The organism is Bartonella sp. OT172YNZD (genome assembly GCF_042193725.1).
In the GTDB taxonomy this organism is placed as follows: Bacteria; Pseudomonadota; Alphaproteobacteria; order Rhizobiales; family Rhizobiaceae; genus Bartonella; species Bartonella grahamii_A.
Genome location: NZ_JBHILZ010000009.1, coordinates 1 through 25,600, shown reverse-complemented (window position 1 = coordinate 25,600; position 25,600 = coordinate 1). Strand labels below are relative to the sequence as shown.

26 protein-coding genes and 2 pseudogenes are annotated in these 25,600 nt (G+C 38.9%); 12 read left to right on the top strand and 16 right to left on the bottom strand.

Translation table 11 applies throughout. From position 1 onward, the window contains the following. The 3 genes and pseudogenes from ACFIJS_RS05250 to ACFIJS_RS05240 all read right to left on the bottom strand — a co-directional run. Positions 1 to 223 (bottom strand): annotated as a pseudogene (locus tag ACFIJS_RS05250) (tol-pal system protein); the annotation flags it as partial. A gap of 52 nt (positions 224 to 275) precedes the next feature. Further along, positions 276 to 782 (bottom strand): peptidoglycan-associated lipoprotein Pal, encoded by a 507-nt coding sequence (gene pal, locus ACFIJS_RS05245; RefSeq protein WP_375650469.1) that lies wholly within the window; start codon positions 780 to 782, stop codon positions 276 to 278. A gap of 203 nt (positions 783 to 985) precedes the next feature. Next, a complete protein-coding gene (locus ACFIJS_RS05240; protein ID WP_375650468.1) occupies positions 986 to 1,681 on the bottom strand; it encodes a DUF1013 domain-containing protein in 696 nt (231 codons plus the stop codon). A 366-nt stretch (positions 1,682 to 2,047) separates the two neighbouring features. On the opposite strand from ACFIJS_RS05240, the gene ACFIJS_RS05235 reads away from it, so the two are divergent. Continuing rightward, positions 2,048 to 2,794, top strand: a complete 747-nt coding sequence (locus ACFIJS_RS05235; RefSeq protein ID WP_005774608.1) for a YebC/PmpR family DNA-binding transcriptional regulator — start codon at positions 2,048 to 2,050, stop codon at positions 2,792 to 2,794. 1,087 nt (positions 2,795 to 3,881) lie between these two features. Here ACFIJS_RS05235 and tolB read toward each other — a convergent pair. From tolB to ruvC, 8 genes are all read right to left on the bottom strand, one after another. Beyond that, a complete protein-coding gene (gene tolB, locus ACFIJS_RS05230; RefSeq protein WP_375650467.1) occupies positions 3,882 to 5,207 on the bottom strand; it encodes a Tol-Pal system beta propeller repeat protein TolB in 1,326 nt (441 codons plus the stop codon). A 43-nt stretch (positions 5,208 to 5,250) separates the two neighbouring features. Further along, positions 5,251 to 6,759 (bottom strand): cell envelope biogenesis protein TolA, encoded by a 1,509-nt coding sequence (locus ACFIJS_RS05225; RefSeq protein ID WP_375650465.1) that lies wholly within the window; start codon positions 6,757 to 6,759, stop codon positions 5,251 to 5,253. Between the two features lie 101 nt (positions 6,760 to 6,860). Beyond that, a complete protein-coding gene (gene tolR, locus ACFIJS_RS05220) occupies positions 6,861 to 7,313 on the bottom strand; it encodes a protein TolR (RefSeq protein WP_375650464.1) in 453 nt (150 codons plus the stop codon). A 15-nt stretch (positions 7,314 to 7,328) separates the two neighbouring features. Then, the gene (tolQ, locus tag ACFIJS_RS05215; protein WP_375650463.1) at positions 7,329 to 8,042 is read right to left on the bottom strand and encodes a protein TolQ; all 714 of its coding nucleotides are present in this window, start codon (positions 8,040 to 8,042) and stop codon (positions 7,329 to 7,331) included. A gap of 1,685 nt (positions 8,043 to 9,727) precedes the next feature. Next, a complete protein-coding gene (ybgC, locus tag ACFIJS_RS05210) occupies positions 9,728 to 10,168 on the bottom strand; it encodes a tol-pal system-associated acyl-CoA thioesterase (RefSeq protein ID WP_375650462.1) in 441 nt (146 codons plus the stop codon). A 212-nt stretch (positions 10,169 to 10,380) separates the two neighbouring features. Further along, on the bottom strand, positions 10,381 to 11,475 hold the full coding sequence (gene ruvB / locus ACFIJS_RS05205; RefSeq protein ID WP_375650460.1) for a Holliday junction branch migration DNA helicase RuvB: 1,095 nt from the start codon (positions 11,473 to 11,475) through the stop codon (positions 10,381 to 10,383). 13 nt (positions 11,476 to 11,488) lie between these two features. Then, positions 11,489 to 12,103 carry a Holliday junction branch migration protein RuvA gene (gene ruvA / locus ACFIJS_RS05200; RefSeq protein ID WP_375650459.1) on the bottom strand — a complete coding sequence of 205 codons (615 nt, stop codon included), beginning with the start codon at positions 12,101 to 12,103 and terminating at the stop codon, positions 11,489 to 11,491. After that, positions 12,100 to 12,615: a crossover junction endodeoxyribonuclease RuvC gene (ruvC, locus tag ACFIJS_RS05195; RefSeq protein ID WP_375650458.1), complete on the bottom strand. Its 516-nt coding sequence runs from the start codon at positions 12,613 to 12,615 to the stop codon at positions 12,100 to 12,102. The genes ruvA and ruvC overlap by 4 nt, the downstream gene beginning before the upstream one ends. 246 nt (positions 12,616 to 12,861) lie before the next feature. Here ruvC and ACFIJS_RS05190 point away from each other — a divergent pair, with 246 nt between their 5' ends. Further along, entirely contained in the window at positions 12,862 to 12,984 is a 123-nt protein-coding gene (locus ACFIJS_RS05190; protein WP_375650456.1) for a hypothetical protein, read from the top strand. Between the two features lie 685 nt (positions 12,985 to 13,669). On the opposite strand, the gene ACFIJS_RS05185 is transcribed toward ACFIJS_RS05190, so the two are convergent. From ACFIJS_RS05185 to ACFIJS_RS05175, 3 genes are all read right to left on the bottom strand, one after another. Further along, positions 13,670 to 13,855 carry a hypothetical protein gene (locus tag ACFIJS_RS05185; protein WP_375650455.1) on the bottom strand — a complete coding sequence of 62 codons (186 nt, stop codon included), beginning with the start codon at positions 13,853 to 13,855 and terminating at the stop codon, positions 13,670 to 13,672. Positions 13,856 to 13,870: 15 nt separating this feature from the next. Beyond that, positions 13,871 to 14,389 (bottom strand): DUF1465 family protein, encoded by a 519-nt coding sequence (locus ACFIJS_RS05180; RefSeq protein WP_375650454.1) that lies wholly within the window; start codon positions 14,387 to 14,389, stop codon positions 13,871 to 13,873. A 183-nt stretch (positions 14,390 to 14,572) separates the two neighbouring features. Continuing rightward, the gene (locus tag ACFIJS_RS05175) at positions 14,573 to 15,715 is read right to left on the bottom strand and encodes an OpgC family protein (RefSeq protein WP_375650553.1); all 1,143 of its coding nucleotides are present in this window, start codon (positions 15,713 to 15,715) and stop codon (positions 14,573 to 14,575) included. A 364-nt stretch (positions 15,716 to 16,079) separates the two neighbouring features. On the opposite strand from ACFIJS_RS05175, the gene ACFIJS_RS05170 reads away from it, so the two are divergent. Then, on the top strand, positions 16,080 to 16,742 hold the full coding sequence (locus ACFIJS_RS05170; protein WP_375650452.1) for a thiamine phosphate synthase: 663 nt from the start codon (positions 16,080 to 16,082) through the stop codon (positions 16,740 to 16,742). A 597-nt stretch (positions 16,743 to 17,339) separates the two neighbouring features. Further along, positions 17,340 to 17,801 (top strand): TIR domain-containing protein, encoded by a 462-nt coding sequence (locus ACFIJS_RS05165; RefSeq protein WP_375650552.1) that lies wholly within the window; start codon positions 17,340 to 17,342, stop codon positions 17,799 to 17,801. Between the two features lie 297 nt (positions 17,802 to 18,098). Here the strand turns inward: ACFIJS_RS05165 and ACFIJS_RS05160 are convergent, their stop codons facing one another. Together ACFIJS_RS05160 and ACFIJS_RS05155 are read right to left on the bottom strand one after the other, a co-directional pair. Then, entirely contained in the window at positions 18,099 to 18,383 is a 285-nt protein-coding gene (locus ACFIJS_RS05160; RefSeq protein WP_375650451.1) for a type II toxin-antitoxin system RelE/ParE family toxin, read from the bottom strand. Position 18,384: 1 nt separating this feature from the next. Further along, positions 18,385 to 18,549, bottom strand: a complete 165-nt coding sequence (locus ACFIJS_RS05155; RefSeq protein ID WP_375650450.1) for an antitoxin — start codon at positions 18,547 to 18,549, stop codon at positions 18,385 to 18,387. A 466-nt stretch (positions 18,550 to 19,015) separates the two neighbouring features. Between ACFIJS_RS05155 and ACFIJS_RS05150 the strand changes: the two genes are divergently transcribed. The 8 genes and pseudogenes from ACFIJS_RS05150 (at position 19,016) to ACFIJS_RS05115 (ending at position 25,367) form a co-directional block, all read left to right on the top strand. After that, complete coding sequence (locus tag ACFIJS_RS05150; protein ID WP_375650449.1) at positions 19,016 to 19,417, top strand: helix-turn-helix domain-containing protein; 402 nt, start codon at positions 19,016 to 19,018, stop codon at positions 19,415 to 19,417. 344 nt (positions 19,418 to 19,761) lie between these two features. Then, positions 19,762 to 20,805 carry a tetratricopeptide repeat protein gene (locus tag ACFIJS_RS05145; protein ID WP_375650447.1) on the top strand — a complete coding sequence of 348 codons (1,044 nt, stop codon included), beginning with the start codon at positions 19,762 to 19,764 and terminating at the stop codon, positions 20,803 to 20,805. A gap of 604 nt (positions 20,806 to 21,409) precedes the next feature. Beyond that, positions 21,410 to 21,778, top strand: coding sequence for a helix-turn-helix domain-containing protein (locus ACFIJS_RS05140; protein WP_375650446.1), 369 nt, complete (start codon positions 21,410 to 21,412; stop codon positions 21,776 to 21,778). A gap of 630 nt (positions 21,779 to 22,408) precedes the next feature. Next, complete coding sequence (locus tag ACFIJS_RS05135) at positions 22,409 to 22,807, top strand: hypothetical protein (protein ID WP_375650445.1); 399 nt, start codon at positions 22,409 to 22,411, stop codon at positions 22,805 to 22,807. Positions 22,808 to 23,005: 198 nt separating this feature from the next. Next, the gene (locus tag ACFIJS_RS05130) at positions 23,006 to 23,188 is read left to right on the top strand and encodes a hypothetical protein (protein WP_375606555.1); all 183 of its coding nucleotides are present in this window, start codon (positions 23,006 to 23,008) and stop codon (positions 23,186 to 23,188) included. Further along, positions 23,149 to 23,538 (top strand): annotated as a pseudogene (locus ACFIJS_RS05125) (helix-turn-helix domain-containing protein). Before ACFIJS_RS05130 ends, ACFIJS_RS05125 begins: the two are co-directional and overlap by 40 nt. Positions 23,539 to 23,988: 450 nt before the next feature. After that, positions 23,989 to 24,564 carry an elongation factor P gene (efp, locus tag ACFIJS_RS05120; RefSeq protein WP_015856958.1) on the top strand — a complete coding sequence of 192 codons (576 nt, stop codon included), beginning with the start codon at positions 23,989 to 23,991 and terminating at the stop codon, positions 24,562 to 24,564. Between the two features lie 11 nt (positions 24,565 to 24,575). Continuing rightward, the gene (locus ACFIJS_RS05115; protein ID WP_375650444.1) at positions 24,576 to 25,367 is read left to right on the top strand and encodes an inositol monophosphatase family protein; all 792 of its coding nucleotides are present in this window, start codon (positions 24,576 to 24,578) and stop codon (positions 25,365 to 25,367) included. Positions 25,368 to 25,600: the final 233 nt, after the last annotated feature.

Genomic DNA, 25,600 nt, shown 5'->3' with positions numbered 1-25,600 from the left:
CAATAGCGTCAGTGGCTTTTTCTACCGCTCCAGAAGCCGCTTTATCGGCTGCTTCAGGTGCTGTCTTCACTGCATCAGATGCCTTATCAACAGCGTCAACTTTATCCGTATCATGTGCAGGATATTCGGAAGCCTTTCGTGCCGCACTTTGAACAAGTGAAGTAGAACAAGCTATGAAAACTGCCATATAAAAGAGTGTTTTCCAATTAATTTTACGATACATTCTTTTTTCCCCTTAAGAGCTTATTGAATAGTTGAAACAAACAATCTCCTTTTTAATGAATATTCATGTCACTCAACGTTGTCACAGCACGTCGATTTTGATTCCAACAGGAAATATCATCACATACTGCTACAGGTCTTTCTTTTCCATAAGAAATTGTTTGAATCCGTTGTGCAGACACACCTAGAGACACCAAATAGTTTCGTACAGCAACAGCACGGCGCTGTCCAAGTGCCAAGTTATATTCACGTGTTCCCCTCTCATCAGCATGACCTTCGATCATAATAGAATAATAAGGATAATGAAGCAACCATTCTGCTTGGCGTGTTAAAATACGTTCAGCATCAGCATCAAGCGAAGAGGAATCGAGACTAAAAAACACGCGATCACCCACATTAACCGTAAATTCTTGTCCTGAGCCTGGTGATACCTGATTCAAACCAGCATCATTTATACCGTTAAGTGTACCGACATTTTTTTTGCCACACCCACCCAAGCATAGTGAGAAAAAAAAGAGGATAGCTAAGAAATGAGAGAAATTTTTTTTGGTAGAGCGCATAATCCGTTTCTCCTTGAGTGTCGTAAAGAAGGGTAAATTCTTAAAAAGATTTTTAAGAATAACTGTTAATTCCTAATGAAGACAGAATTTTTCTGTTTTTTTGGGTCATCATTTTTATTTTTGAGTCTCTGCCAGTTTTTCTTCTCTCCAGCCATTTCTCTAACATTTCCATGAGAAATGTTTCCCTTATACGTCATGGCTTTTTATGCATCATCTTGATCTCGACGATTTTTTTGCAGCGCGTTCAGCTTTGCAAAAACTTTATCAGCGTCAAAAGTCTTATGCAGATTTTCTTCACTCTCATTTTCCTCTAGAACAGCGTTTTCCGTTACAGAAGCGGGAAGCAACGACCTATCTTCTTCCAAAGCAACAGGGCGATTTTTCGCCGCACGCTGGAGCTCAAAATCTAAATCGATTTGTGAACACAAACCAAGTCCTACAGGATCAAGAGAAACCAAATTTGCACTATTCCAATGGGTTCTAAGGCGGATTTGCTCAATCGTTGCTTTTGTTGTCCCAATCAACCGCGCAATTTGTGCATCTTTCAACTCGGGATGGTTCGTGACCAACCATAGGATACCATTGGGACGATCTTGGCGTCGAGAAAGAGGGATATAGCGCGCCCCTTTACGTTTTTTTTCAGGAATATGCACCCTAGATTGAGAAATTTTCAAGCGTGCGTTTTGATCAGCCTCCACCCGTGCAATTTCACTGCGCGTCAATTGCCCAGAACTAATCGGATCTAAACCTTTAATACCATAAGCCGCATCACCATCGGCAATAGCTTTTACTTCCAAGACATGCAATTTACAAAATTCTGCAATCTGATCAAAAGAAAGAGCTGTATTATCAACCAACCAAACAGCTGTTGCTTTGGGCATCAAAAGTTGCGTTGCCATTTTTATAAATCCTCTTCTGCGCCTCTTCTATGAGGCCGGTTACCGCCCACTCAAGAGCACTAGAACTTTTTATATGTTAGGTCTCTCCAACCACTCCTAAAACAAAGCGAGGCATGGAATAAACCATTTTGCCATGAGATTACATTCTGTTATAGCGTTATTTTTGCTCAACGACAAGAGATCTCTCTTGTAATGATCCTCAACTAAGGTCTCTTTACCTTTAAGAGGAATTTTCTTATAAAGGGTTTATTCGATTATTTCACCTCATGCTGTGGCACATTTACTCTGGTGGGATGCGTGTTTTGTCGCCTTAAATTCTAAAGAGTATCCAACTGGAAAGAAAGCCCTCAAATAGGAAGGAAAACTATGGCAGGCCATTCACAATTTAAAAATATTATGCACCGTAAAGGGCGTCAAGATGCAATGCGCTCAAAAATATTTTCTAAACTTGCGCGCGAAATTACCGTAGCAGCAAAACAAGGTGCTCCTGATCCAGCCATGAATCCACGTTTAAGGCTGGCTGTTCAAAATGCCAAAGCACAATCGATGCCGAAAGATAATATTGAACGCGCGATTAAAAAAGCTTCAGGCACCGATGTCGAAAATTATGATGAAGTACGCTATGAGGGCTATGGACCAGGCGGCGTTGCCGTCATTGTTGAAGCTTTAACCGATAACCGCAACCGCACGGCTTCAAATGTGCGCGCCGCCTTCACAAAATCAGGAGGAGCCCTAGGAGAAACAGGTTCCGTAAGTTTCATGTTTAATCGGATTGGTGAAATAATCTATAAGCCAGAAGCAGGGACAGCCGATAACATCATGGATGCAGCAATTGAAGCCGGTGCCGAAGATGTGCAATCAGAAGAAACCGGACATCATATTACCTGCGCATTTGAAGATATTGGTGAAGTTTCCAAAACACTTGAAGCAAAACTTGGTGAAGCAGAATCGATTAAAACGATTTGGAAAGCCACCACCCTTGCACCAATAGATGAAGAAAAAGCTTTGTCCGTTTTACGACTGATTTCAACATTAGAAGAAGATGATGATGTACAAAATGTTTATGCCAATTTTGATGTCAGCGATGAGATTTTGGCAAAATTATCTGTATAATTCCTATCATTTGCATAAACTCTCTCTTCATTCATGAGGGCTTCAAAAACATCTATCACCTCTCCTTTTTATCCGCACAGATAAAAGCCCCGCATCAATAGCGGGGACTAACAACCATTGGTGCAACAAGAAAACCGCCATTAATTCCAGAAAACATAACCCAAAAAAAGAAAGCATACAAAACTCTATAACCTCACGCCTTTCTTACATGCCCCAAAGATTATCCCTATAGCCCCTCTCTATTTGATCTTTTTGTTCTTTAAGACTAACCTCCCCACCCGCAAGTAAAGAAGATAATCCGATCTGTAAAAAAATCGGATTTTCTTGACGTATGCCTATGACGAATCACCAGTGGAATTCACTTGAAACTTAAAGCTTAAAAGATATGCACTCCCCTAAATATTCGCCACGCACTTAAAAAGCACTTAAATATATCAAAGAGGTTTATATGCCTTATATCCCCAAACCTCAAATGACAGTGTTTTTACAACATCACAAAATAAAAATAAGCAAATGGAAAGCCAGAGCTAATTGTTTAGCCAAGTATTGTATAAAAGCTGATACATCTCTCTAATCCGTTGCGGATAAATTTTTGACTTTATGGCATTAACTTTATGGCATCGTATATTTCATAAAATAACGTCATTTATCTTAAAAATCTGTCCTTTTTCTATTACCAATCAATCAATATTCAGACCTAAAACAACAGCGTACTTGAATAAAACACATCAGAGAGTAGCAGAAAAAACACCCTTGACAAGAGTCCGGACTCTTCGCAAACCAAATCTGAAGAGGAAGTCAAAAAAAATATATATAGCGACACTTTGAATAAAAAGTTGAAATCTAGAAACCTTAGAATTTTCGACTATATTTTTTCAAGGAATTGTTTTTGAATTTTTTTAAGTATTTTTCCCTAAGAAATTCCATTATCGATAAACAACCGTAGATGATGGATGAAATCTACTTAACTCCCTATGCCCACTATAATCAATTCCTTCTTTTAAATAATTAAAGACAATTGAGATTATATAAACTTAAATCTGTATAGACTATATTCCTTCTATGTTCTGTTTTTAAGCATTTTGTTTTACTGTATATTGAGCAATGGCGACCATGCTGGATCTGAAGCATCATTAGGTGTAGGGAGTTGACGTTCATTGCGTCCTGTAATGTCAATCGTATAAATTTTGGGTCCCATACCAGGATTTTTGCGAAAGAACATCAGCACACGACCATTGGGTGCCCAAGTTGGTCCTTCATTATGAAAACCCGTGGTTAAAATTCGTTCTCCTTGTCCATCAGGGCGCATAACACCGATAGAAAATTGTCCACTTAATTGTTTTGTAAAGGCGATATAATCACCCCGTGGTGACCAAATAGGTGTCGAATAACTCCCCTCGTTTGAAGAAATACGCTGAATATCACTCCCATCTGCATTCATTTTATAGATTTGCGGCTTTCCACTACGATCTGAAGAAAAGACGATTTGTTTTCCATCCGGTGAATAAGAAGCAGAAGTATCGATAGCAGAAGTTGTTGTAAGTCGCGTCATCGTACGGGTTCGTAAATCCATGGTGTAAAGATTTGCACTGCCATCATTTTGTAACAAACTCATGATGACCTTTTGTCCATCAGAAGAAAAACGCGGAGCAATTGTCATGTTATTAAACGTTCCGATCAACTCTCTTTGTCCCATTTCAATTTGTTGAAGATAAACATGAGGTACTTGATTTTCCTCATAAGCCATATAAGTCATTTCTTGTCTTTTTGGGGAAAAACGCGGTGTAAGCACCAATTCACTTCCATCAGACATATAAATCAAATTTGCGCCATCTTGATCCATCATTGCTAAGCGTTTAATGCGTGCATTTTGGGGGCCTGTTTCATCGATAAAAACAATTCGTGTATCAAAATAACCACTTTCTCCTGTCATCTCACTATAGATCTCATCTGCGATCATATGTGCCACACGCCGCCAACGTTCTGTCGCGGTATAAAAACGCCGTCCTTTCAATTGTCTTTGTCCAAAAACATCCCATAAACGAAAATCGACCCTCAAACGTCCATCGATTTCTCTCGTGACTTGCCCAGTAACTAAACCTTGCGCTTTTATTTTCTGCCAAGACGCAAAATGCGGTTGTTTATTAGGATTAGAAATGTTTTCAAAAAAATTTTCTTTATCAACCGGTAAAAAAAGTCCCGACCGTTCAAGATCGGCTGTCACCACAGCAGATATTTTCAACCCAATCGAATCATTGGAAATAAAGTCTGTAATTGCAATGGGAATGGGATTAAAATCAGCGCTCGAAATAGTCCCTTTCAATTGCGCATAACCCGATGAAATATTTGAAAGCCACAACCCACAAGTGACAATAAACCAAGCAAAAACTTTCTGTCTCGTTATAGTCATCATGGAATGTGTCCTTTCGTTAAGCCAATTTATTTCTTCTCATTTATCATCTCATTTCTTGGAGGGGATCAACATTAAAGTCAAAACCTTGACCCCATAGATCATATTGATCACGTGGGAGATCTACATAAGGTTGGCATGAAAAGACAGCGGCGTACACCTGCCTCATCATAATAGCTTGCTGACTCTCAAGGCCGCTTACGGGTTCAATGATAGGATCGCCCACAACCATCCCTTCACGGTCTAAGTAAAATCGCAACCGCACAACCGGACGGTTTTTTAAATCGCCACCAAGCGCCACAAGTTTAAGCTTCTGTTGAATACATCCCCCCGCAATATTGACCAATGTTTGTGCCATTTTTGTGGTATAGTCAATGTTTTTTCTTGCGCCTAAAGCTTCCGGTGTATGAGAACGTTTTGCTCCCCCTCCTTGTGACCGTGCACGATTGAGCAAATTATTTTCCTCCAGTGCTAAAATATCTTCAATAGTCTGTTTCTCTTGGTTTTTCTTGTTAAGCTTTAGCGTCTTTTGATTCAATACAGCCCCATTCTTCCTTGGAAATTCTTCGTTAAATTTTGGTTTAAACTGTGGAAGACGAAGTTTTTCTGGAAGTACAATTTTGGGCGCTTGATGAACAATCTGCTCTGCTGGTCCCTTCTGTACCGTTGGAGCCAATTCTTTTGGCGATATCATCTCTTCATTTTTGTGCGCAGGCTTAAGCACAATCTTGGGCACATCCTCCAGTGCCTCTAAAGGCATCTCAGATGCAATCTTGGGCGCATCCTCCGGTGCCTCTAAAAGCATCTCAGGTGCAATCTTGGGCACATCCTCCGGTGCCTCTAAAGGCATCTCAGGTGCAATCTTGGGCGCATCCTCCGGTGCCTCTAAAGGCATCTCAGGTGCAATCTTGGGCGCATCCTCCGGTGCCTCTAAAGGCATCTCAGGTGCAATCTTGGGCGCATCCTCCGGTGCCTCTAGAGGCATCTCAGGTGCAATCTTGGAAACATCCTCCGGTGCCTCTAAAGGCATCTCAGGTGCAACCTTGGAAACATCCTCCGGTGCCTCTAAAGGCATCTCAGGTGCAACCTTGGGTACATCCTCCGGTACCTCTAAAGGCATCTCAGGTGCAACCTTGGAAACATCCTCTGTTTTTGCTTCTAATAATTCTGGTTTTGTAAGTTCGGGTGCAAATGTTTCTGACATGTTCTCGCTTGGTGGTAGCGATGCTGTTTCAACAGGGCGCAGTTTTTCCTTTGGTTGAAAAAGTGCTAGACTATCTATTTGCCCCTCTCCAATATGACGTGCATCTTCTTTCTCTTGTGATTGCATAGTTGGTTTAACAGCAGGAATTGCACGGATAGGAGCCTTCACGGCTCCCTGTTGAGAGGACAACTCTTCCACTAAAGGAGCAAGAGTGATGGGAATTGCTTCCAATGGTTGTGGTAAAGAGACAGAGCTTGTAAACTGAACGGCTCCCCAACTGAGAAAAATAACATGGACCACAAGGGATAAAGCCAAGCCTCGTTTCATGCTATGATAGGAGTCTTTGTTCATTCTTTAATGCCTTATTTATGCCTTACATCTTTTCATTTTTAATCACTCTATGCTCTTTTAAAAACATTTTAAAAACAATTTGTTACACGAATTTTTATTATTTATTGGGCTAGACTTGCTAATGCAACTTGAGAAAACCCCGCTTTTTGAATATCCGCCAGCAGTTTTAATACTTGCTGATATTCAACAGTTTTAGCAACCCGCACAAAAACCCGTTGATCTTTTTGTGTAGCATCTGCTTCCAAAAGAGTTTTAAGGTGTGCAATCAGCTCTTGTGACGTTTCATAATAATCTTGATTAATGGCAAAGCGCCCTTGCGCGTCAAGTGAAACAGTAAGAGGCGTTTTTTGAGCTCGTACGGGACCTGCTTGACTACGAGGCAAATCTAGAGGAACACCGTTCACTAAAAGGGGTGCAGAGACCATAAAAATAATCAACAAGACCAGCATGACATCCACAAAAGGAGTGACATTGATCTCACTCATCAGCTGGCTTCGTGAATGATAGCGCCTACGTGTATTTTTGCGAGAAGAAGAAGCAACAGAAATTCCCATGGGACAAGCTCCTTTTTATAAAGAGGAAGGTGCTGTGCGTGTTTCATCAATACGCCGCGATACAATTGTTGAAAATTCATCGGCAAAATTTTCTATTTGTGCAATGATGCGCGCGCTTTCATGAGTTAACTTGTTATAAGCAATAACGGCTGGAATTGCTGCAAACAAACCAATAGCGGTTGCCAAAAGTGCTTCTGCAATCCCTGGCGCGACAATGGCAAGTGATGTATTTTGAGAAGCTGAAATAGAAAGAAAAGACTCCATAATACCAATAACTGTTCCAAAAAGTCCGATAAAGGGTCCCGCGGATCCCAGTGTCGCAAGAAAACCTAATTTTGATTCTATTTTTTCACTTTCACGTCCCAGCGTCAAATCCATAGCCTTATCAATTCTGCTCTGCAAACTTTTCGATGTATGAGTCCCTTTTTCAAGAGATTTTTTCCATTCAACCATTGCCGCCATAAAAACTGCGGATATACTATTGTTGTGTTGACTTTTACATGATGCATAAAGATCTTCTAGCGCTTTGCCTGACCAAAATGTACGTTCAAACTGCTTTATTTCACGCCGTATTCTCCGATATGTAAAAATTTTATCAAAAATAATTGCCCAACTCCAGATAGAAGCAAGCAGCAACCCGATCATAACACCTTTCACGATCCAACTCGCTTGCATAAACAAATGCAACATTCCAATTGTTTCCGGATTCGTTAGTTCTATATGCGGCATAATTTTTGTCCCTCTAAATGAAAGGTGCATTTTTTAAAATTCTATAAAATAGATTATTTTATAGTTTCTAAATTTAAGTAAAAAACTCTAGTCTCACATAAATCCATGTATTAAAACAAGACTTGTTTTCTAAATTTCCTTAAAAAGTGATGACTAGAGACATCCCTCAACGCACGCCCCCCCCTCATTTCACAACAGCATTTATGAAAAATATAACAATACCTTCCCTATAAATGCTATAAAAATAAAAGATATAAAAATGCATGATATCAAATCTATTATGCACCAGCATCTTTACGCTCATGAAAAGAAAGCTAAACCATCATACATGTTCCAGCTTAAAATGCAGCAATAAGTCTTAGCACTTGAAAAGATTCATAAGAGGCATTTTTATTCCTTTCTCAAGTGTTTTTGTATCCACTCACCAACCCCGCTTGTGACGTGTAAGAAAATGTTTTTGATTAATTCGCAGCAATAGAGCTTGAAAAAAAACAATCTTACAAGTTTTAGAATTCTCTGAAAGTGACAACGCAATAAATTATCATTATAAATAAATATGGTATAATCATGAAAGATTACACTTTGCCTCAGGCTATTGTTTCTCTCATTTTCCATCGAATTTAATACGGGGACACCCTCGGGCACAAAAAACGACAATAAACCACCATAAAATGCCCCACAACAATGCGCCTCACCCATACACCCCTAAATTGTAAGTCCCATATAATCCTAGTGTAAGTCTCATGTAATCTCATTGTGTTGTGAATTAGCCCCTTTCAATGCCTATCATCTCTCTGGCACCATGATATAACGTACAAGCTTCTGTGACGTGAAAAAAACCTTTTCACATCTTTACTTCATGAAGACCGGCTTCTTGGTTTTCTTTGTTCACTTGCGATATTTGATCGTTATTGCATTGAGAATGATACATAAGGAACATTTTTACACTTTATTTCAATGGGTTATATTGCTCTCTTATGATGTGTAAGCAAATGATTTTTATTGTTTCAACATGAACAGATTTGAAATGAAAGTATTTTACTTTATTGGGATTTGTGCCCATGAGAAGTAATAATTTATCTTCCTAAGCCAAGCTATTATATAAAATAATATGCTTTTTAAACTTTAAATCAAGTATACATTTCTGCTTTGTATACATTGATCTCTCACTCATTCACTGCGTTTAGAAGCGCAGATAAAGTCATGCATTATAGAGAGAAATGGATGGAACATGCGCTCTTGTGATGCCAAATGACAATCCAGTAAAAAAACAAATCAAATTGCTTAAAACACCCTTTAAGTGTTTTGAGAAAACTTTCAGACTAATGGCTTATTATCACTTTATTGCAATATTTTTCTGGGTACGTGCATTTTTATAAAAATAAATCTTAATCCATTTTTGATTTTTTTTGTTTTGTACTTTTCTGCTGTTTTCTGATGCCAACGAATCTTCCTTCAGCAGAAATGGATGATGAGACATTGATTTTGAATCATAAGATAGATGAGACGTGTTTAATTTTGTAGGATATCATCTTCAATTTATTGTAGCAGAGGTTCTTTCTTTTGATATATCGTGTGACCTTATTGGAAAACATTTAGGCTATGATAAATGTATGGTCCTAGATTGTAGATTACTTTATATCTCCTGATCTCTCCTGAAGCTGCTCGTTCAATGAATAACACTTTTAACCACGCATTTTTGCAAAAAGTTCTTTGGGTAAACGTCGCGGTTTTGCCTCCTCATTAATTAGAGCAATTTCAACTTTGGCTGTTACCAACGTAATCGCCTCATGCAAAATAGATTGCTCCATAAAAAAGCGTGCCCCTTGGATATGAGTAACACGTGTTTTAACGACTAAAAGATTATCAATTTTAGCTGGTCTTGAAAAATTAATTTCCATATGACGAACAACAAAAAACAGTTTTTCCCCCTCAACTCCTGCTGCTAACATCTTATTATTAAAACCGGTATCCCGTAAAAACTCTGAACGTCCTCGTTCAAAAAACTCAAGATAACGCGCATGATAAACCACACCGGAAAAATCTGTATCCGCAACATAAACACGGACCTGAAAATTATGAAAAGCATTTGTATGATTGCTCTTAAAAGGAGTTATTTCTGTCATTGGCTTCATGTCCCATAAAATCATCTAATATAGCAAATTGTTTATCAATCAAAAGATTGAATACATTTTTGTGTTGAAGTTGTAAAAAGCTAAAGCTCTCCTTAATAGTGCCGGACCTTTTCGGACAGAATATGTTAAAGGAGGCAGGTCTCTTATATTTTATGACCTTGCTATAAAATATTCACATAGTTTCTTTTAATAAGGAAAATGTCTTAGTCATCTTCCTTATCCCATAAAGACGTCTGAAGTGATGAATTGTCTTGAGCATCAGAAAGCTGAGAACGTCTTTGTATAGACGTTGTAGGGGCAGGAGCAGAAAGCCCTAAATGGCTCCAAGCCTTTTCAGTTAGAATGCGTCCACGAGCGGTTCTTTGAATAAAACCTTGTTGAAGCAAATACGGTTCAACAATATCTTCAATGGCATCACGTGGTTCTGATAAAGCAGCAGCAATCGTTTCAATCCCCACCGGCCCCCCTAAAAAAGTTTCCGCAATCAGGAGCAAGTAGCGACGGTCAAGCGGATCAAGCCCAAGATGATCGACTTCAAGGCGCGAAAGCGCTTCATCGGCGATTTTTTGGTCAATTTGTTTTGCCTGTTTAACCAAAGCAAAATCACAAACGCGCCGTAAAAGCCGTCCGGCAATACGAGGAGTCCCCCGTGCTCGGCGTGCAATTTCATGAGCACCATCATCACTAATCTTGACGGCAAAAAGCCGCGCATTACGCTGCACAATATATTCCAATTCTTCTATAGTATAAAAATTTAAACGAATTGGGATGCCAAAACGGTCTCTCAGCGGTGTGGTCAAAAGCCCCAAACGTGTGGTTGCCGCTACCAAAGTAAATTTAGCCAGATCAATTTTCACCGAGCGTGCCGCCGGCCCCTCCCCAATGATCAAATCAAGTTGATAATCTTCCATGGCTGGATAAAGAATTTCCTCAATCGCTGGATTTAAGCGATGAATTTCATCAATAAACAAGACATCACGTTCTTCGAGATTGGTCAAGAGAGCGGCTAAATCTCCTGCTTTAGCGATGACCGGCCCTGAAGTAGAGCGAAAATTAACGCCTAATTCCTTTGCCATAATCTGTGAAAGCGTTGTTTTTCCTAACCCCGGTGGTCCTACAAACAAAACGTGATCCAACGCTTCTTGCCGCGTTTTTGCTGCTTCAATAAATATTTTTAAATTAGCCCGTGCCGCTTCTTGACCAATAAAATCATCGAGAACTTGTGGTCTTAAGGAACGATCTGGATCATTAGGAAGGGGGGCGGGACCCAGAAGGCGTTTATCTTCATCTTTATGCATTGTTACCTTGATTTTAAGTAGGAGAAGAAAGCAATTTGAGACTATGGCGGATCAAAAGAGCAGAAGAAACAGTTTCCCCCTCAATAGCGTTCATCGCAAGAGCAAGAGCACAAGATGCTTGCTCGCGTTCAAACCCTAGCTTCATCAACGCAGAAAGCGCATCATGTGCAGGTTGATTGGTCATCTCACGCTGAGGAACCGAAACAGTCTTGACTGCTGGTTCAAAGGGGAGTGTTTTACTTTTCAGTTCACCTACAATTCTTTCACTGACTTTTTTACCAACGCCCGGCGCTCGACTAATCATCGCAACATCGTTTAAGGCAATAGCTTGTGCGAGTTCATCTGGCGATAAAGTCCCCAAGATTGCCAAAGCAACCTTTGCCCCTACTCCAGGAACATTTTGTAGAAGACAAAACCACTCCTGTTCAGCTCTTGTAGCAAAACCAAAAAGGCGGATTGCTTCTTCACGAACATGCGTTTCAATAAAGAGGCTTAATGCCTCCCCAATAGAGGGTAAAGAAGGACGGAGCCGATTGGACACAAAAACAACATAGCCCACACCGTGAACATCAAGAAGGATATGATCATCAAAGATATGTTCAAGAGTGCCCTTTAATTTGCCAATCATATCGCCATCCTTGCCTGATAAGATCGATCAATACTCTTACGATGCATGCTATGACAAAGAGCAAGAGCAAGAGCATCAGCCGCATCACTGCTATCAAATTCAGCCCGTGGAAGTAGAACTTTTACCATCATATGGATTTGTTCTTTAGCACCATGTCCAACACCAATAACCGATTTTTTCACTTTGTTGGGCGCATATTCAAAAACAGGAAGATTTGCTTGCGCAGGAACCAGCAGTGCAATTGCACGCGCTTGCCCAAGTTTTAAAGTTGCTGTAGCATCTTTATTGACAAACACATGTTCTACAGCGGCTTCATGGGGCATAAATTGATGCATAATCTCTGCAAGACCTTTGTGGATCTGACATAATCTGGAAGCCAGCTCACACTGTACATCAGAAGAAACCGTCCCTGCTGCAATAAACTGAAGACGATTACCCACAACATCGATAACGCCCCACCCTGTACGCCGTAATCCGGGATCAATGCCTATAATACGAATCGTCTCTGCCATAAACTACAGTCTATACACTTTTCCCCCTTGTGAATAAAGACAAGACCACAAAGAAAACAGCAGCACAAGACAAAACCAGTCAAAAGACGGTCATGCCCCCAAATTTATATAATTATAACATGCAACACACAGCATCTTTAGGAACATACTTTGATGAAGCATAACTGAAATCAATCAAAATCTTTTGTCTGCACATCACACGTGGGATTTCCGTGTGGAATGAAACTGTACAAGAAAGAACTAAAAATGCCTTTAATGAACTGTGTTAAGTGCCAAGAGCTTATCGTAACATTGGGAACTGGAAAATATGATGATGCTGCCGGCTCGCTCCTTTGCGAGCGTAAAGATGAGGACGCTCCATGGAGGTGAACAAGAACTGAGAGGTGTTTTTGAATATGCCCATTACACCACAATGACATTGCATAAAGGGGGACATTGCATGGGAGGCACAGGGAGCCCATGGCGCATTCATTATATGGCACTTTATTCTTTTATTCTGGATGTTTTATTTTACATGAGGAAAATAACTTCCATTCAAAACAAGAGAAGCCCAAAAACTGAAACAATGTGTATCATCCTCTTTAACAGATGCTTTACAGCAACTTTATAGGCATAAATTATAGAGCATAAATAAATTGATGTACAAGCCCCCTGCTCTATCTTAGCGCCTGATCATTATCATAGCCAAAACAAAATCACACGATATATCAACAGAAAGTGTTCCGTATGCAATCAACTGAAGCCGATTTTCACAAGACCAACCATACCCCATCCCATGCCATAATTCGAAATCAATACCTCTCAGCTATAAGCTCAAGATATTTCCTACGCTCAAATAGAAATTAGGCAGAAAGAAAAAAGCACTCTAGATTGGTTTTAGTTGTGACATTTTGGTTGTAAAAAATGGATATACTGCTCTAAATATCGCAAGAAAGAAGCAAGGAGCTATTCTTCTCAGAACGCCCAAAAGCTGTTTTCAGTAATTCGATTTGTTTTCCCACTGAATTATCATCGCTTAAACTACAGCCTCCCCTTATTTACCAGAGTGCTTAAACTACAGCCGCATATCTAAATGAAACAAAATGCACACTTCTAAACGCAATGAATGAGAAACAAATTGGCGGAAAATTTCTGGCAATTCATGCCAATGAGGGGTTTCAAGTTCCAATGTTGGTGTATGAAGTGACACTTTTACAATTTCTTTTTTTATTTGTTCTGATGACATTTCCCCTTCGGGCAAAGCAAGGAAATACCTCTAAGAACGCCCAAAGGCTGTTTTGAGCAATTCGATTTGTTTTCCTACTGGATTATCATCTTCTAAGGCACAGGAGGCTGCAGCCTCCCACCCAGCACGCATATACTTTATGCGCGCTTCTAAACGCAATGAATGAGAAACAAATTGACGGAAAGTTTCTGGCAATTCATGCCAATGAGGGGTTTCAAGTTCCAATGTTGGTGTATGAAGTGACACTTTTACAATTTCTTTTTTTATTTGTTCTGATGACATTTCCCCTTCGCGCTCTGCCCGAAGAAGAAGGAGTTGAGAAGCGATTTGCATAAGTCGTGTACTTAAATACATCGCTTCTTTTGCATAGATTGCAGAAACTTCTGCCGAAAGGGAACGTGCCACTAATTTCCCTTCTGAATCAATATACGCTGCGGTTTTTTCAATCAGCGTCATTGTTTCTTCATAGAGACGATTAAAAGCATTTTCAAAAGCATTATGCTCAATCATGATAATAGGTTCATCATATGGACGTTTATGTACACTCACGCTTTTATACTCCAAGTATCAGCACAAAATTACACCACTCAACGAACAGAGTATTAAAAAGTTTCTTTTGTTGCTGTATAGAACGCTTTTTTTTAAAAACTGGTACCTCTTTTAATTTTTTTGCGCAACGCGCTTTTTATTCTAAGGTTAACGCATCCAACAAACACTATAGGACCGTTTTTCTTATAAACGGATCAATTTTCTTGAAAAAGACCACTGCCAAGATCGCCGTTTTTCACAATAATAAGCGACTCCAAATTGCAGAGCAATACCCGTTATTATTAATAAGGTATCGGAAAAAAACGTTCCTGTCATCACTGTTTTTATAATTTGTCCAAACATCGCAAAAATGGTTCCCGTTATAAAGACCGGTAAACTATGTTTTCCTAAGATTGCTAAAGGATGTTTCTGAGAGACATAAAACCATTTATTGATGCGCGGTAAAGAAAGAATAAGAAATGCTAATGCAAGAACATGGAGTAAACGTGGCAAGCTTAAAAAAGTTTTATTAAAGTTCATCAACGGAGAAGACCAGCCAAGCCACCCCAAAATGCCCCACCAGTTTAAGCGAACCCAAAACAGCGCCAACAAGAGATAAGCTGTCGCACAAACAATCCAAAAAGACTGAAAAGCGATTGTTTTTCCTTGTTTAAGCGCTAAAGTACTGGTCAATCCTATGACAAACAAGAATTGCCAAGACAAAGGGTTTAAAAACCACTTTCCCTCTAAAGGATAAGAAGGAGGAGCAATTTTATAAAATCCGCAGATAAGATATAGCGTAAACGAGCCCAAAAGCAGCCACTTTATCTGTTTACAACTCAAATAAAGGATAAAAGGCGCAAAAAACATCAAAACGATATAAAGTGGAAGAATATTATTATATCCCAATTGATGTCCAAAGCTTAAGGTACTCAAAAATGCGATACCAGGCTCTTTAAAAAAGAGTCCCACATTGTTCATCGATAAAAGTTTTTCTGTTCGCCATAATAAAAAGGCAGCAAAAAAAAGGCTTAACGTGACAAAAGTAGTAAAAAGATATGCACCATAGAGCTGCAGAGCTCTGTACCAAAGTTTTCGGATAATAAAAGCAAAGGATTTTTGCTGTAACCGTCCATGAAAGCTTAACCCAAGAGCAATCCCTGAAAGCAAAACAAACACTTCTGCACAATCAGAAAAACCGAAATTTCTATGAGTAAAAGACTCATAGATCGTTCTGGGAATATGGTTGATGAAAATCGTCAATAAAGCTAAAGAACGAAAAACATCAATACGTGTATCACGGCGAAAAGGCTCAGTATTATGCTCAAGAATACCTTGGTATTTCATCAGTGGACTCCCACACGTCACAACCCCTTGAAGTCCCATAAAAATGGTGGTTACCCTTATTGCCAACAAGCATGAACAGGATGAAATTTTAATTTTTAAGTGTCAAGTTTCATTTTAAGCGTTTATTTTTTAAAAGGCAAAAGTTTTTAAAAGGCAAAAGAACGAAAAGCGTCCATACGTGTATCACAGCAAAAAGGCGACATATTATGCTTAAAAACACGCTCATTTCTCATAAGCAGGCTTCCACACACCCACAAATCCTTTAAATTACGTGAAAATGGTAGTCACTTTCATCGCAAATAAGCATAATAGAATGAAACTTTAATTTTTAAGCGTTATTTTTTCTAAGAAACAGGAATTTGACATGACACAACAAAAAAATAAACCAATTGATTCACCTCTTTTCCCTCAGTTGATTTTAACACTTGATGTTCGGCGCAACACCCCACACACATTTTTGCAGCAAATTTTGCAAACAAAGTCTTTTGCATGCGTCATCCTCTATGATTCTGAAAAGTTTAAAGATGATGGGTCTTTTTTACAACAACAAGCGCAAACTTACGTAGAAGATATTCAACATCATGACGTAGCCCTTCTCATCGCTGATGACAGCCGCATTGCTGGGCGCATAAAGGCTGATGGATTGCACATAGAAGATGATCTTAACGCTCTTGAAAGCTTCAAAAATCAGCAAAAGGAACAAAAAATTATAGGCTTTGGCAATCTACGCAATCGCCATAGTGCTATGCTTGCAGCGGAAACAGGTGTTGATTATCTTCTGTTTGGAAAACTCGGGGCTGATAAAAAACCCCATGCGCACCCCCGCAATCTCCAATTAGCAACATGGTGGGCAGAGATTATGCAAACCCCCGCCATTATCCAAGCAGGAAGCGATTTTTCAACCTTTGATGAAGTCTTAAAGACTAGATGTGAATTCATTGCCATCGAAGAAGTCATTTTCGCCCACGAAAATCCCTTAATACTGCTTAAAACAATGCAAGAAAAATGCGAGAACACCCCCTTGTAATATGGGAGGAGAATTTATAAATAAAGCGTTAATAAAAATCCAAACACTCACCACTATATTACTTATATAGAACACACAATAACAGATAAAGAGGATACCTCAAAACTCAATAAATTTGCTTAATAATTCAATCAAATGAGATGAAAGATTTATCGTCTTGTTTTCATATAATATATAAAGAAAAGAAACATAAAAACTTTCTAGTTCAAAATCTTATAAAAAGAAGCCATTATGATTGCGGGGGAATTTATCATTCTTAATGTTGATCACTAATACCAACAACGAATGATAGAGATATGCAGGGGACATAAAAAATGAAATACAAATACAGAGGGACGATTGAAGACCTTCAAAAGATAATTTTCAAAGCTGGCTATTGGATTCTAGATGCTAAACTTCTACCACATAAATCCCCTAGAGCATATAAGATCGAAACTTCTGTGGGGAAATTGTTATTTGGTTTGAGAGCACAGGAAAAATTGTCTTTCAAGGCAAAGCTCACGTAGCAAAGAAGCTAAAAGAAATTTTGACTCCATATCTAGAAGAAACATCAACGATTCCTTCCTCAAAAACTGCCCCCAATACCTCAAATAAAAAATTTTTATCGTTCATGGTCATGATCTTTATGCCTTAACGGAGCTTGAAAATGCTCTTCTCAAGCTTGGTCTGGAACCATACATTTTACAAAATACGAGTGGGAATGGTTTAACCATCATTCAAACTTTGAAAAAAGAAATTTGTAACGGTTCTATAAAATTTGGTATTGTACTCCTCACGCATGATGACATGGGTTATGCTATATCTCAAGGTGAAGAAAAAATTCAACCCCGTGCGCGACAAAATGTTATTTTCGAAATGGGCATGTTATCCGGCGTTCTTCCTCTTGAGAGGATTGCTATTTTATATAAAGAAGGCGTTGAAATGCCTTCAGATGTTAATGGAGTTTACTACCTTTCTTTTAAAGAACAGGTAAAAGAAACATTTCCAAAACTTATTAAGCGCTTACAAGAAGCTGATTTCTCTTTTAATATAAATGAAATTACTCATGCATTAAATTAAATTTGAATAATGCTTATGTTTATTTTTTAAAGCGCACGCCCAAAACCACAAGGCACCCCGCCACATTCCACAAACACACACATCCTATAGGCTCAAAGAAACGATTTACCCCCCACCCTTCTTCAAACAACAAGCGATTGTGCAAATTTTAATGAAGAAACCGCAATTCATTACCGTAGAAGAAATCATTTTAGTCCCTTTGATAAACGCGGGGCTGTTTTCATAATTTTGATGGACTTGCAAAGTTTAAGAGGCAAATAGCTTCTCATTAGATTAAAGAAAAATAGGAAATTCACGTCAGGCACGTACTACAGCTACAATTCCGATTTGATTTGCAGCTACTCGATACAATATAAGGTAATTTGGATGTGCTGCAATTTCTCGTAATCCTAATACCTTCTTACTCTGTCTGTATAAACATGGATGTTCAGCCAATGGCAGTACAGATGCTTCCAAAAACCTTTTCATTCGGCGCGCAGCGGATGGATTTTCGCGAGCAATGTAAGTAAAATCTGACGCAAATCGTCGCGCGCCGAAGACAACCAAACAATCGGAAGCATCACCTTTTCTGTTCAGCTTCAAGCTAACTGATTATAACTTCCATTTCAGCCATAACCTCATCATGCGGAATAGGAGGATACGGATTTGCAAGACTTCTCGCTACCTTATCGCGCAGCCATGCAGTGTAGCTGCTTTCCTGTTCAACGGTTTCGAACTCTGAAATTAGCGGAGAAAGGGTGGTCTTCATAATATATGTCCTTTCTATTCCTGAATATTGAAGATAATTACTCTTGGCTATGTTGTCATATTAGCGAATTGAAAATGTTTAACTTTTAAGCGTCCAAAGTTCTTTTGATCTTAAAACTTAAGGCTGTTTATAACCCTCTCAAAAAACACGGATCTGATGTCATGATTTTGGTAATCGTTCCAGAGAGATTTAAGAAGCAGATAGCCTCTCATTAAAAAACAAATTTTGTAAGTAAAAAACTATTTTTATTGTAAATTTCCTGAAATTATTTTATGAATTAAAAGATGTTTTGGTCGCATACGCAACGACCAAAAGGGGCCTTGAAAACCCTAAGTTCTAGCGTAAAAATAAACCCACTCTGTGGGTATCCCGGAATTCCGGGAGTTTTTGCTATGTCCAGGTGCTATAAGCACTAAAAGCAAAAAGGCTGACTAGAACTCAGTATTTTCAAGCTCCCGGAATACTCATGCGAGGGCGCTCGCGACCGGCGGGGGGCTTTGAAATGCAAACCAAAGATCTTGATAATGATATTTTCATTGGCAAAAAAATTCGTTTGAGACGAAAAATGTTGAAGATGTCTCAAAAAACATTAGGTCAACATTTAGGTGTCACCTTCCAACAAATCCAGAAATATGAAAAAGGCTTAAATCGTGTCAGCGCAGGACGTTTAAAGAAAATTTCTGATATCTTGAATGTTCGACTTTCCTTTTTTTATGCTGATATCAGCACAAAGCAACAGCCCCCATACCACCATGATGAAATCGCATCGAGCACAGAGGAATATTTGCTGCTCAAAAGATTTAGAACTCTCACAACGGTAAAAAAGAAAGCCTTTTTACAGCTGATCTCTGATGAGAATGCAAGCTAACATCACGTGATAGCGTGTACTATTCATAAGCATTCATACGTATTTTAAAAAGCAACCTCCATTGCAAGCCTTTTTTCATTTTAGGGGAAGGAGCCGTTAATATAATGGAAGATAAGCATCTTTACACACGATAACCCTTCATCATTATTATTTTTAACAGAACTGTTTTAAACAGTCTGGCTCTCGTCAACATTTATGCTATTTTTTTTAAACTTACCCAACCCTACCTTAACTAAGACGAAAAACTGAGAGATAAAAAATAATATAGAAATGAAATTCTTATACGGCTTGTAATGATGAAAGAAAAATGTGAAAATTCTGATCGGTAATGAGGAGAAAACACCATGGTCAAGAGAAGTGTTAAGCTGCTTATCTTAGGAATGATTGGGCTTACAAGTTCTGCTGTAAATTCAGGTGGAAACACTGAAGAATTCTCAAGTTTTGAAGGCTCTTTCAATACGATTCAAGAATCTTCAAACACACAAGAACCTTTTCAGCCCTTAAAAGCTGGAGACTATGACCAAGCCTATGACTATTACATCCAAGGTTATTATTTAAAAGCTTTTCGTGAAGCACTCCGACGTGCTGAAAAAAATGATCCTTTTGCCCAAACTCTTCTTGCCCGAATTTATATGGAAGGATGTGCTGTTCCTATTGACGGTGCGCGTGCTGCTTTATGGTTTGAACGCGCTGCAAAACAGGGAGAACCCCAAGCACAACTACGCTATGGACTTATGTTGTTTGATGGTCACTTTATAAAACAAAATCAAGAACTTGGTGAACAGTTCATTCAAAAAGCTGTCAATGCAGGCGTCAAGGAAGCCTATTTTTATTATGGACAACTGCTTCTTTATAAAGCCTCACGTGAAAAACAAGCTCTCCCCGGTGTTTCTTCCCAAAGTCGTGAAAATGAAGCAATCGAGCAAGCCTTAAAATTGTACTTAAAAGGTGCTGCTCTTGGGGATGCTGAAGCTGCTTTTTCTGCTGCAAAAATTCTTTCCTTAGGCACGTTAAAACGACCAAAGGATGATCGCAATGCCCGCAAGCTCATGGAGGTAGCGGCTGAAAACAACCACTTAAAAGCTCAACTTCATTTAGCACAATGGCTTATACAGGGGCGTGGAGGAGAAACAGATTTTTCCCGTGCTTTTCATTTACTTCACAGAAATGCCGTCAACATGATTGCGCCAGCACAGATTTCCCTTGCAAGGCTTTATCGAGACGGCACAGGAACAAAAGGCGATATAATAATGGCAGCGGCATGGTATATGCTCGCAAAGGAAGCAAAAATGCAAGCTCCTGATCTTGAAATAATGCTCCAAGGCATGGACAAGACACAACTAGAAAAAGCGCACAAAGAAGCAATAAAGCTCCTTCCTGTTTTTTAAAATACTCCTCTCTGCTTCAAAAAGATAAAATTTATAGAAATTCCGGGAGATTTTGCACTGTCCAGGTGCTTTAAGCACTAAAAGCAAAATGCTGATAGAACTCAGTACTTTACTACTCCCGGAATACCAACGCGAAGGCGCTCGCAACCGGCGGGGGCTTTAAAATGCGAGCCAAAAATCTTGATAACGACATTTTCATTGGCAAAGAAAACGCACTGGTATCATTTGCTTAAGCAAACAATATCCAATAAGCAAAAGAGCTAGGCTATCCCGAAAATTCCGAAAGCTCTATTTTTTCATTCTTTTTTCTTGGACGAAAAACACGCCGACTCTCAGTAAAAAGCTATTTTTTATTGTAAATTTCCTAAAATTACTTTATGAATTAAAAGATGTTTTGGTCGCATACGCAACGACCAATAGGGCTCTAAAAACCCGAAACCTCGTACATAAATTTACCCCGCTTTGCGGGTGTCCCGGAATTCCGGGAGATTTTGCTATGTCCAGGTGCTTTAAGCACTAAAAGCAAAATGCTGATTCGAGGTCAGTGTTTTTAGACTCCCGGAATACCAACGCGAGGGCGCTCGCAACCGGCGGGGGCTTTAAAATGCGAGCCAAAAATCTTGATAATGACATTTTCATTGGCAAAAAGATTCGTTTGAGACGAAAAATGCTAAAAATGTCTCAAAAAACATTAGGTCAACATTTAGGTGTTACTTTCCAACAAATCCAGAAATATGAAAACGGCTTAAATCGTGTCAGCGCAGGGCGTTTAAAAGAAATTTCCGATACCTTAAATATTCCGGTTTCCTTTTTCTATGCGGATATCATCACAAAACAACAGCCCCCGTACCCTCATGATGAAATCGCATCAAGTACAGAGGAATACCTACTGCTCAAAAGATTTAGAGTTCTAACCTCGATAAAACAAAGAGCCATTTTACAATTACTCTCTGATCAAAATGAAAGCTTTTAACATCATAATATAGGGCGCTACACTCTCTATTCTTGACTTGCCTCCCACCCCTCAAAGGACAGAAGCCCCTTCCCTATCCAGTTGGGAAACAATCCGTCTTCTCAGAACAGAACTCTTTTAGCTTCCCATTTTATGTGGTTCATTTCACAAGATTATCCGGACAAGCTCTCCCTCAAATATTCACCACACACTCTCATAAAAACATCACATGTGCAAAATTTGATGCCTTATAGCACCACACCTCAAACGATAGTATTTTACAGCAAAAAGGATAAGCATTCATACGTATTAAAAAAAGATAGCCCTCAAAAAGCAATGCTTGAAAATTTTTTTGATCAATCTGGAATAACACTTAACACATCATTTTATAATAGTGATCGAGGATATGATCTTAACATGCAAACGCAAAAAATTGCTTTTTTATCATAATCACTAAAAGCAGCTGTTTATTAAAATATACGCCACCAGAAGCACTTCAAGCAACCTTTACAGCTGAAACCATTATTCATTGATTAATTAACTGATTGATTAGATACCGATATGTTGTTAATGGCTATAAGTAAAGTTGCTCTTATTTCTGGAAGAGGAGCTTCGCAAATAAAGAGCAACAATAAGTAAGGGGAATTAAAGATGTTAAAATATTTATTGCTGTCACCGGTTGTGTTGGTGGCTGGTTGCGCATCTGTAGGCAATTATTCATCAAATTATGTTGATCAAAGTCTTACAAAGCGTCAGGCACAATTAGTCGCTAACAAATTTATTAGCGGTAACAAAGGGTTTTTACCACCCGCGACAACCACACTTCTTATAAAGAAAAATAATACAGCAGACAACTTTACTCCTTTATTTATCAATCTGTTGCAACAGAATGGATATAATGTGATCTATACAGATCAACCCCAAAAGCAACAAAACATGGGTGTGATTTTGAGTTATAGAATAAGATTAAATAGTAGCACTATAGTGTCTCTTTTTCAGTATAACGTGAACGGAGAGCCGCGTTCTTATATAAATACTCATCCCAGATGAACCCGCTATTTAATGTAAACATTCTCTATATTTTACACGTAAAGACTTAAAAGCTCTTGCGAAAGGCAAAGAGATTTGCATCTCAATAAAAACCCTCATTTTTAGCCAAAATGGATAAATTTTATTATAGATTGTGACAATACAAAATAGTGTAAATTATAGCTTTAAGATTTAAGGAAAGAAGAATACTAAAAAATAATGAAAAATGCCCCACACCCTAGCGAATTATTACGCGAAGATGTAAATGCAAAACTTGGATTATCTGTGATTGAAGCAGCTGAAGAGTTTTCTATATCCCGTGTAGCATTTTCTAGGGTCTTGGTAAAAATCCTTATAACGACATTTTCAGTGGCAAATTCATTGGCAAAAAAATTCGTTTGAGACGAAAAATGCTTAAAATGTCTTAAAAAACATTAGGTCAACATTTAGGTGTCACTTTCCAACAAATCCAGAAATATGAAAACGGCTTAAATCGTGTCAGCACAGGGCGTTTAAAAGAAATTGCCGCTATCTCAAATGTTCCACTTCTCTTTTTCTATGCTGATATCTTAACAAAACAACAGCCCCCGTACTCTCATGATGAAATCGCATCAAGTACAGAAGAATACCTGCTGCTCAAAAAATTTAGAGTCCTAACCTCGATAAAACAGAAAGCCTTTTTACAGCTGATCTCTGATAAGAATACAAACGAACACCCTACGATAACACACACACCACGCTCTATCCCATGAGACACTCATAATAAACTCCGTATTCACATTTCATCACATATTCTTAATTAAAAACACCTTATGGTTTTAGGGAACTTATATCATTACCATCAATTATATTATTGCCATCAATGATGATATTTTACGACACAACGGGATAAATTTCCCCAAAAATTCTAAAAAATTTTTGTGCAAATTTTTAAAAAGCTTGCGTCTGAGCGCTTTTTATGGTCTTGCAAAGAACTGAAAAGCAAAATACATAAAGGTCCTTTTTTACTTAAGCTTTTCTCTTTGCAAAAAGCAGGAGAAAGCCCATAAAGAGCACACAGGACCATGAGAGAACAGCAAGGTTAATCAAAGGGATTTTAGCCCGAAAATAACAAAAGAGCTTGACTGTTAAAGGCAGCAAAGAAAAGCGCCATAAAGACAACAAGAGAGTTCTTTTTGCAAGAATAGAATTGGATAGAAACGATGAAAATTAATGGCAATGAAATTCGCCCTGGTAATGTGATCGAACATCAAGGAAGCTTATGGGTTGCTGTTAAATGCAACGCTGTAAAACCAGGAAAAGGTGGTGCATTTAACCAAGTTGAAATGAAAAATTTGATTGATGGTACAAAACTTAATGAACGGTTTCGCGCTGCTGAGACCGTTGAACGCGTGCGCCTTGAACAAAAGGATTTCACATTTCTTTATCAACAAGGGGATGCTTTGGTCTTTATGGATTCAGAATCTTATGAACAACTTGAACTCCAAAAGGATTTTGTTGGTGAACGTGCTGCTTTTCTCCAAGATGGGATGACTGTCACAGTTGAACTTTATCAAGAAAAGCCTATTGGCATCTCACTTCCTGATCAAGTTGCTGTCACGATTGCAGAAGCCGATCCTGCCATCAAAGGACAAACGGTTACCTCCTCTTATAAACCCGCCATTCTTGAAAACGGGATTCGTATTCTTGTTCCCCCCTTTATGAATGCTGGTGAACGTATCATTGTAGACACCAATGAGTTGATTTATTTGCGTCGTGCAAATGAAAAAGATAAATAAAGGAATAAAAAATGGCCCATTCTGCAGTCATGAATGTCATGGTGCAAGCTGCAATGAAAGCAGGACGCTCGTTGGTACGTGATTACGGTGAAGTGCAAAATTTGCAAGTGTCTTTGAAAGGACCAGCAGATTATGTCAGCCAAGCAGATCGCAAAGCGGAAAAAATTATTTTCAATGAATTAAGCAAAGCGCGCCCCAAATTTGGTTTTCTGATGGAAGAGTCTGAAGAAATCATTGGAGAAGATTCACAACACCGTTTTATTGTTGACCCTTTAGATGGCACGACAAATTTTCTCCATGGCATTCCTTTTTTTGCTGTTTCCATTGCCTTAGAAAGTCAAGGAAAAATCGTTGGTGGTGTCATTTACAATCCCGTAAATGATGAACTCTTTACTGCAGAACGCGGGTGTGGTGCTTTTTTTAATGACCGACGCTGTCGCGTTTCTGCTCGTCGCAGACTAGAAGATTGTATCATTGCCACAGGAATGCCTCATTTTGGTCGACCAAATCATGGAACCTATCTTATTGAATTACGAAATGTTATGGCGGAAGTTGCCGGACTTCGCCGTTTTGGTGCTGCTGCTCTTGATTTAGCTTATGTTGCTTCTGGCCGAACCGATGGCTTTTGGGAAGATAACCTGCAAATTTGGGATATGGCTGCTGGAATATTGATGGTTCGCGAAGCCGGTGGTTTTGTCACCGATAAAGAAGGTGGTAACAATATATTTCGCAAAAAAAATATCATTGCCGGAAATGAACACATTCGCATCAAACTAGAAAACACCCTCAAAAAAGGCATTTAGACCTCAGAAATAGTGTCTTTTTAAAGGCAATGCTAAAAAGTTCAACTTTGCAGCATCGCCATCTAGATATCCCTCATCACACAACCTTATCTTTTATTAAATTGCGCAAGTAATGATGGAAGTTGCTGGACTTCGCCGTCTTAGCGCTGCAGACATGGTTTTGTTTGATTCACTATGATGGTTTGACATGAGACAATCCTATGGTATTCATGATCTCTCATGGAAAATAATGA